Annotated in this window: 8 protein-coding genes; 7 read left to right on the top strand and 1 reads right to left on the bottom strand. The window is 51.4% G+C overall.

Annotated elements, in window-relative coordinates; translation table 11 throughout:
• The first annotated feature begins 141 nt into the window (after window positions 1-141).
• Entirely contained in the window at window positions 142-963 is an 822-nt protein-coding gene (locus C476_RS16595) for an IS5 family transposase (RefSeq protein WP_008015094.1), read from the top strand.
• 21 nt (window positions 964-984) lie between these two features.
• Here C476_RS16595 and C476_RS16590 read toward each other — a convergent pair whose 3' ends face one another.
• On the bottom strand, window positions 985-1,599 hold the full coding sequence (locus C476_RS16590) for a hypothetical protein (RefSeq protein ID WP_008015092.1): 615 nt from the start codon (window positions 1,597-1,599) through the stop codon (window positions 985-987).
• A gap of 731 nt (window positions 1,600-2,330) precedes the next feature.
• On the opposite strand from C476_RS16590, the gene C476_RS19945 reads away from it, so the two are divergent.
• The 6 genes from C476_RS19945 (at window position 2,331) to C476_RS16570 (ending at window position 6,033) form a co-directional block, all read left to right on the top strand.
• The gene (locus tag C476_RS19945) at window positions 2,331-2,468 is read left to right on the top strand and encodes a DUF7563 family protein (protein ID WP_015310288.1); all 138 of its coding nucleotides are present in this window, start codon (window positions 2,331-2,333) and stop codon (window positions 2,466-2,468) included.
• Between the two features lie 85 nt (window positions 2,469-2,553).
• The gene (locus C476_RS16585) at window positions 2,554-3,432 is read left to right on the top strand and encodes a biosurfactant protein 1 (protein ID WP_008015088.1); all 879 of its coding nucleotides are present in this window, start codon (window positions 2,554-2,556) and stop codon (window positions 3,430-3,432) included.
• Window positions 3,433-3,656: 224 nt separating this feature from the next.
• Window positions 3,657-4,061: a DUF5518 domain-containing protein gene (locus C476_RS18075; RefSeq protein ID WP_206536901.1), complete on the top strand. Its 405-nt coding sequence runs from the start codon at window positions 3,657-3,659 to the stop codon at window positions 4,059-4,061.
• Between the two features lie 437 nt (window positions 4,062-4,498).
• Window positions 4,499-4,921, top strand: coding sequence for a hypothetical protein (locus C476_RS16580; protein WP_049912038.1), 423 nt, complete (start codon window positions 4,499-4,501; stop codon window positions 4,919-4,921).
• A gap of 239 nt (window positions 4,922-5,160) precedes the next feature.
• The gene (locus tag C476_RS16575; RefSeq protein ID WP_008015085.1) at window positions 5,161-5,661 is read left to right on the top strand and encodes a hypothetical protein; all 501 of its coding nucleotides are present in this window, start codon (window positions 5,161-5,163) and stop codon (window positions 5,659-5,661) included.
• A gap of 6 nt (window positions 5,662-5,667) precedes the next feature.
• Complete coding sequence (locus C476_RS16570; RefSeq protein WP_008015083.1) at window positions 5,668-6,033, top strand: DUF7568 family protein; 366 nt, start codon at window positions 5,668-5,670, stop codon at window positions 6,031-6,033.
• Window positions 6,034-6,071: the final 38 nt, after the last annotated feature.

The following is a 6,071-nucleotide window of genomic DNA, read 5'->3' as shown; positions in this document are numbered from 1 at the left end:
TCATCTTTATCTAGCACGAGACTCTTGCCAGATTACAGTGGAGGAGATATCGGTGCGGGAGCCCCATTCATCTCATACCCAGAAAAATTGGCTCTGTTGAAATCCTTGGAGAGTTACAGATTCAGTCGATAGTGTGAGTGGATGCAGACCCTCCCGAAATCGCAGTTACTCCGCTTTGTCGAGCAAGCATTTCATTTAGCCCAGCGAGCAGTCTCACGATACTCCTCAAAATTCTCGAAACAACGCTACACGCTTCATCAGCACATCGTACTCCTGTGTCTCAAAGTTCGGAAGAACACGACCTATCGAACACTTCTCGACGAACTCATCGAGATGCCCCGCATACGGAGTGCAATCAATCTTACTGAACTCCCTGCGCCGTCTACACTCTGCAAGGCGTTCGACAGACTTGATATGGCCGTCTGGCGAGTGCTTCTCAATCTCTCTGTTTCACTGCTCCCGACTAACGGTGTTGCGGGGATCGACGCCTCGGGCTTTGACCGTAGCCACGCCTCGAAGCACTACACAAAACGGGCGAAGTTGACGATTCAGCAGCTGAAGGTCACTCTCTTAGTCGATACCAGAGCAAACGCTATCCTCGATCTCCACATTACAACGACCCGTAAACACGATACGCAGATCGCACCTTCGCTCATCAACCGCAACGCATCTGAAGTCGAAGTTCTGCTTGGAGACAAGGGATATGACGATCAGCAAATTCGGGAGATGGCCCGTGAAAATTTGATTCGTCCTTTGATCAAACACCGTGAGTTCTCATCACTGCAGAAAGCGTGGAACGCCCGGTTGGATACTGAACTCTACGGTCAACGGAGCCAGAGCGAGACAGTGAACTCACGTATCAAGCGAAAATACGGTGCATTCGTCCGTTCACGACACTGGTGGAAGCAGTTTCGTGAACTCGCTCTTGCCTGCATCGTCCACAATCTTGACCGCACTCTCTAAAAACCAGTATAGATGGAGTAATTAGGCCGTGGAAGGTTTTCCTTCATTGCCATCATCATTGTTTTGTTTGAGTGTTCGTGCATATATCAGGAGCCAGATACCTGCGAGAGTGAAGATAACCGTATCATTTCCAGAGATATAGGGACTGGACAAATCACTCAATTCAATAAACAGATATATGAATACGATTAATAGGAATGATACACTACAAATCAACGATTGACGATAGGTCAAGAATTCATCATTCCCATTAGCAGCATAGACGAGCATAACCCCTGCACCTACTGCGATCAATACAAACATACCAGTAATCCCCGCCAAGATTATGGCCCCGACAAACGTCATATCCGGTAAGGCCGGTGTCGGAAGCAGCACCACGAGACCCAAGAATTGACCGGCAACTGCGCCAAATACGGTTGAGACATACACTTTTTTACGTCTTTGACTATCCATCACCTGTTGCCAAGTCTCCCTATATCCAAGAATGAACGCGGTTCCTCCCGGGATCAACCAGAACAAAAGTAGTGCAACTATTCCGCCCCGATCATAGAACGGTAAAAACAGTTCAGCACCAGCATCAATAAACTGATATAATAGAGTAGCCAAAAATACTGACACGGCGATTCTCTTATTCATATGGAAAGTTGAATTCTGTCAATACATATGATTTTGGCTCTGTTCAATGTCAACGCTGAAGGACTTCAACAGAGCCACTCTGTACTAACTGGTAACTACGTGTGCATATTGAAAAAGTGTTAGTCGCCGCACATTTATGCAGTCACACCGAAAAGGGTCAAATATGACTAAACAACAGAAGGAACAACTTGGGATTATAGCAGGGATTCTCGGCATCCTCGGGTCGTTATTAGTTATTTATCTCGGTATCGTGTGATAACCTCTCGCTGATTCTCCGCCTGTTAGAAGTCCGGTAACTCGGTATCTGTATACCCTGTACTGAACGGTAACTGCGTGTGTGTACTTACCGCGAGTTCCGCAAGGTGTCCTGAATAAAGAAACCATGCTACGGTCTACTTCGCGATAGATTTCTCTGCCCCACGAGTGAGGTGAGGGGCAGTCGGAGTTGCTCATTGCCCCTCGTGAACACCATGGCTTTCAGAGAGGTTTACGAGACAACATTCGACGAAGACGTCCAGCCCAACTCGAGCGCCAGTCCGTGTCCCAGATGCAATGGCCGAGTCACCACCAACGCAGTCGAAACTCGTTGTGAAGACTGTGGACTCCTTATCGAACCGCAACACTACCAGGCCCAGAAAAGAGTCAATTCCACTTCGATAGAATGCTATTTAGCAAAACTACACAAGTATTGGAACAAGATATTTACTGGAGTAACAATATAGATTTGGATAATGCCAGAATGTGATGGCTGTGGCTCTCATGTCACCGAGAACTATTTCCGGGTTTTCGCCGTTGATGGTGATCTGCCAGCATGTATCCATTGTGCCAGCAATCGTGAAGCTCGAGAAGCAGGACTCCGCCAGCAATAGCGACTCAGTGATCTCATGTCCAGATCTTCTCTCCCGAGTTGGAGCCTGCATCGAGACATGAGACAACACGATCCACCACCCACTAATGACTGACCGATATTCTGACTTTGAGGAGCTTCGTCCGACCGGCGAAGCGTCGCATATCCCAGACAAGACACTCAGCGAAGATGATGACGGCGAACCTGATCGACAGCAGATCGCGACGGCTGGATATCCAGACACTCCAACGGAAACAGACACCGAGTGTCGGTCCTGTGGCGCACCGATCCCAGCTGATCAGACCAAATGCCTGTTCTGTCTCACCAACCATCTCGAAGATTGCTCTTCTGAGACAGACGCACCGGCAACAGAATGGACACTCCTCGGCGTCGTCCATATGCTTGTCGAGTCGTCGACGTTCTACGGCGCTGTCGCGAAAGGTGGGGCCGCTGCGATGCTCCTTGCCTCGAGTGCGACCGAACAGGCTGTCGACGACTGCACGATCATCTACGATCTCGAGGACGAGCCTGCAGCCCAATTGACCGATCAGTGGCCCGTGCTTCCTGCTGCAGCACAGATCACGTCCACTGACGGTGAGCAACTTCTCGCGGCCGCCCGCGATCGAACAGCGTGGACTGACCAATCAGCGGTGGATAGCGACTGCGAACCAACAACCTATCTCTACGACGAAGGTGGGATTGGTATTCGCGACGAGCAGCGGCTTGCGACGTTGCTCGACAACGCCGGCGATGATGCGTGGCTAGTTCCTGCAATTGCCCTCCAGCAGGCACCTAAAGAACGTGAACCTGAGCATCAGGACAGTGGCATTCCCACCAAAGAACGCCTCGAGTGTCACCAGTGTGGACGCACAACCGATCATCGATTCAGCGACCATGAATCCGTTCCCGACGAAACCTGGACCGGCTACGCCATCTGGGAGTGCCAGGTCTGCGGGACGCCGCGCTATGGGCCGAGCCCAGAGTGAATGAGATGTGGAACATGATCACTTAGCAGTAGATAGTAGCACTGTTTCTTTATTCAGAGTGAGGCGTGAAAATCGCGGTAAGTACAGGGTGTGTCTTGTTTGCAGAGAGACGCGACAAAGGGTGGCACAATAGCATATTCTGTAAGGAAAGTTATTATAATCTTGCAACACCAATCATTGATTGAAATACTATGCCTGAAGCTGGTCCTCCTCTACAGCCCGGAATGACCCAATGGAAGTACGCTCTTATCGGTGGGTTGTGCTCTCTTCCATTCACCACCTTCAGTTACTGGCAAACAGGATCCGAACTCTCGCTTGGAGCGGTGTTTTTCGGTGGTATTCTTGCCGGCTATCTGATCGGACGTGTGAACGGTGAAATTAGTGGAGTTGGGGTTCGGGTCGGGATTGTTGGCGGACTTCCAGTATTCTGGGTTGTTTTCGATCTTCTTACAACCACATTCCGCTTGGCCGGCCCAGTATGGTTTGTGGCGAGCGCGATCGGTGCCACGATTGTGTTTGCAGTCCTTGGATTCGGAATTTCAGCGCTCATCGGTGAAGTGGGAGTACGGGTTGGGCGTTGGCTGGCTGGTAACCAACATGACCAATCGACTACTGTGGGAAATAGTTGAGACGGCGGAGTTCAAAGAACACTGTCAGTTGACATCAGTCAAGAGATGTTGGGGTAAAGGAAAATCAACTATACCTTCATATCATGTTTATCTGCGCCGCGATCGGCTGAGGCGCATTCAATGGACCTACGCAACACACCAGGATACAGACTGCATCGTGCACTCAGTCAACTCAATGATCTCGAGGGCGATCAGTTGACTGACGCCGACAGAGAACGAATCGAAACAGCAACGGCGCTCTTGGAGGAAGTGAGTCTTCTCACTCGACCAGAGCGTAGTGAACCGACTGATACCCACATTGATTCCTAACCGAGCGGGTTATAGAATCGGTCACAGCTTATTGGACTCCGTACCGGACGGTCAGTACAGGCTATGTACTTTCCGTAGAGTGTCAATCCACCATAATTTCTAAGTGAGTGTAATTCTTGCTGCGGAATATGGCTGAAAACTCAGAGACCCCATCCATATCGATGGTTCCGGCTATTTACCGTCTGGTTGCCGGTTTTCTCCATGCAGGTGTCGCTATCTTTCTCTGGAACTTCTTCTCATATGATAATCTATGGGAACTCCTCTTGGTTAAGCCACCCTCAGGAGCGTATATTCTCATCGGAATGTTTGCCCTCGGATTCATTCCAGTCCTGTATTCCATAACGCAGAAGTCCATTTCGCCCGTTCTACTGGTCAGTGTATTACTAACCGTATCAGCCTATAGTGAGTGGCAGGGGTACTTTACTAGCCCGTTTGGTGGGCCGGGACCATTCGGTGTGTATATCCTTTCTTGGGTCGGCGTAGTCCTCCTTGCGGGTCTGGCAGGCAACGTTGAGCTCAAACTCAAACAAAGAGAGACAGCGGCTCCCTAACCAGCAACCCCACTCGAGGCAGAGGTACAAGTTTCTAAAGGCACCCGTGGTCTTTTCGAAGCTATCGACGAGTCAAGCGACCTGACGACCACTGACGATGCTACTATCGATCCGGATCGCTCTACTCCGTGAGACAGGTACGTTCCAGCAGTGATTTTGTGCGCCGGTGATGGGTGCCGGCGCACTGGGTAAGACCAAGCGAACACTGATCAGAGCGTCGGCGCAGTGAGGTATCCGAGATGCATATGTTAATTTACGCACTGGTAGAGGCATCGACAGCAGAAGAGGCACTGTCAACCGGGAAGACGGTGTTCGATCGACTGGTTGGCGCGGAGCCGGATTCTTGTGCAGTGTTCGACTACTACGTCACCTTCGACGAAGAGGAGACAACAGTGGCTGGAAAAGCACGGTGGGGCGACCTACCGACAGCTGCACCCGTTACGTCCGACGAAGGTGAAGAACTCCTCGAGCGGGCTTGGGAGACTACGACGGAAACGTTCCAACGAAATCTGGACCAGGTGAAGAAAGCACTCGAGGAACGCAGCGACGACGAGATCATGCGCGACGAGGGTCTCGCTCGGCACGCCTTCCAGCAGGTCGGTGCCTCCCGTGGCCCGTCGATCTGCCTATATGATCAGCACGCGACTGGGATCCGCCATCACAGACACCTCGATCGCCTCCTCGAGGACACTGACGAGAGCAAGACGTGCTGGATCGTACCGGCAGACGTTCATTTCTGAGTAATCATGCCCCGAATCACGAACTGGACACGAGAAAGTCGAGCACCCACGCTGGCATATCGAAACATGGAGACTAGAGCGCGAGCCATCCTACATCGTGCCCCGGACTCCTACGCGTACAAGTGGCGGGCAGCGATCCTCGTCGACGGCTATCCAGTGTGGTCACGAGGTTTCGAAACAAAAGAAGTGACCAGCTTTCGGGATACACTTCGGAACCGCCCAGCTCCCGAACTCTCTTGTCCAGAGTGTCCGAACGACGACGTCATCGTCGGCCAGAAATCGGCCGCTGGTGCGAAGGTCCAGCGATGGTTCGACTGTCCCGACTGTGGCTACGAAGCTCCCTCGAAAATCGTCTATGGCGCAGAACGCTAACAGCTGGTGAGAGCGAGAGAGCAAGCTAATCGCTCAGA

Source organism: Natrinema limicola JCM 13563 (assembly GCF_000337475.1).
GTDB lineage: Archaea > Halobacteriota > Halobacteria > Halobacteriales > Natrialbaceae > Natrinema > Natrinema limicola.
This window is presented reverse-complemented; position numbering and strand designations above follow the sequence as displayed.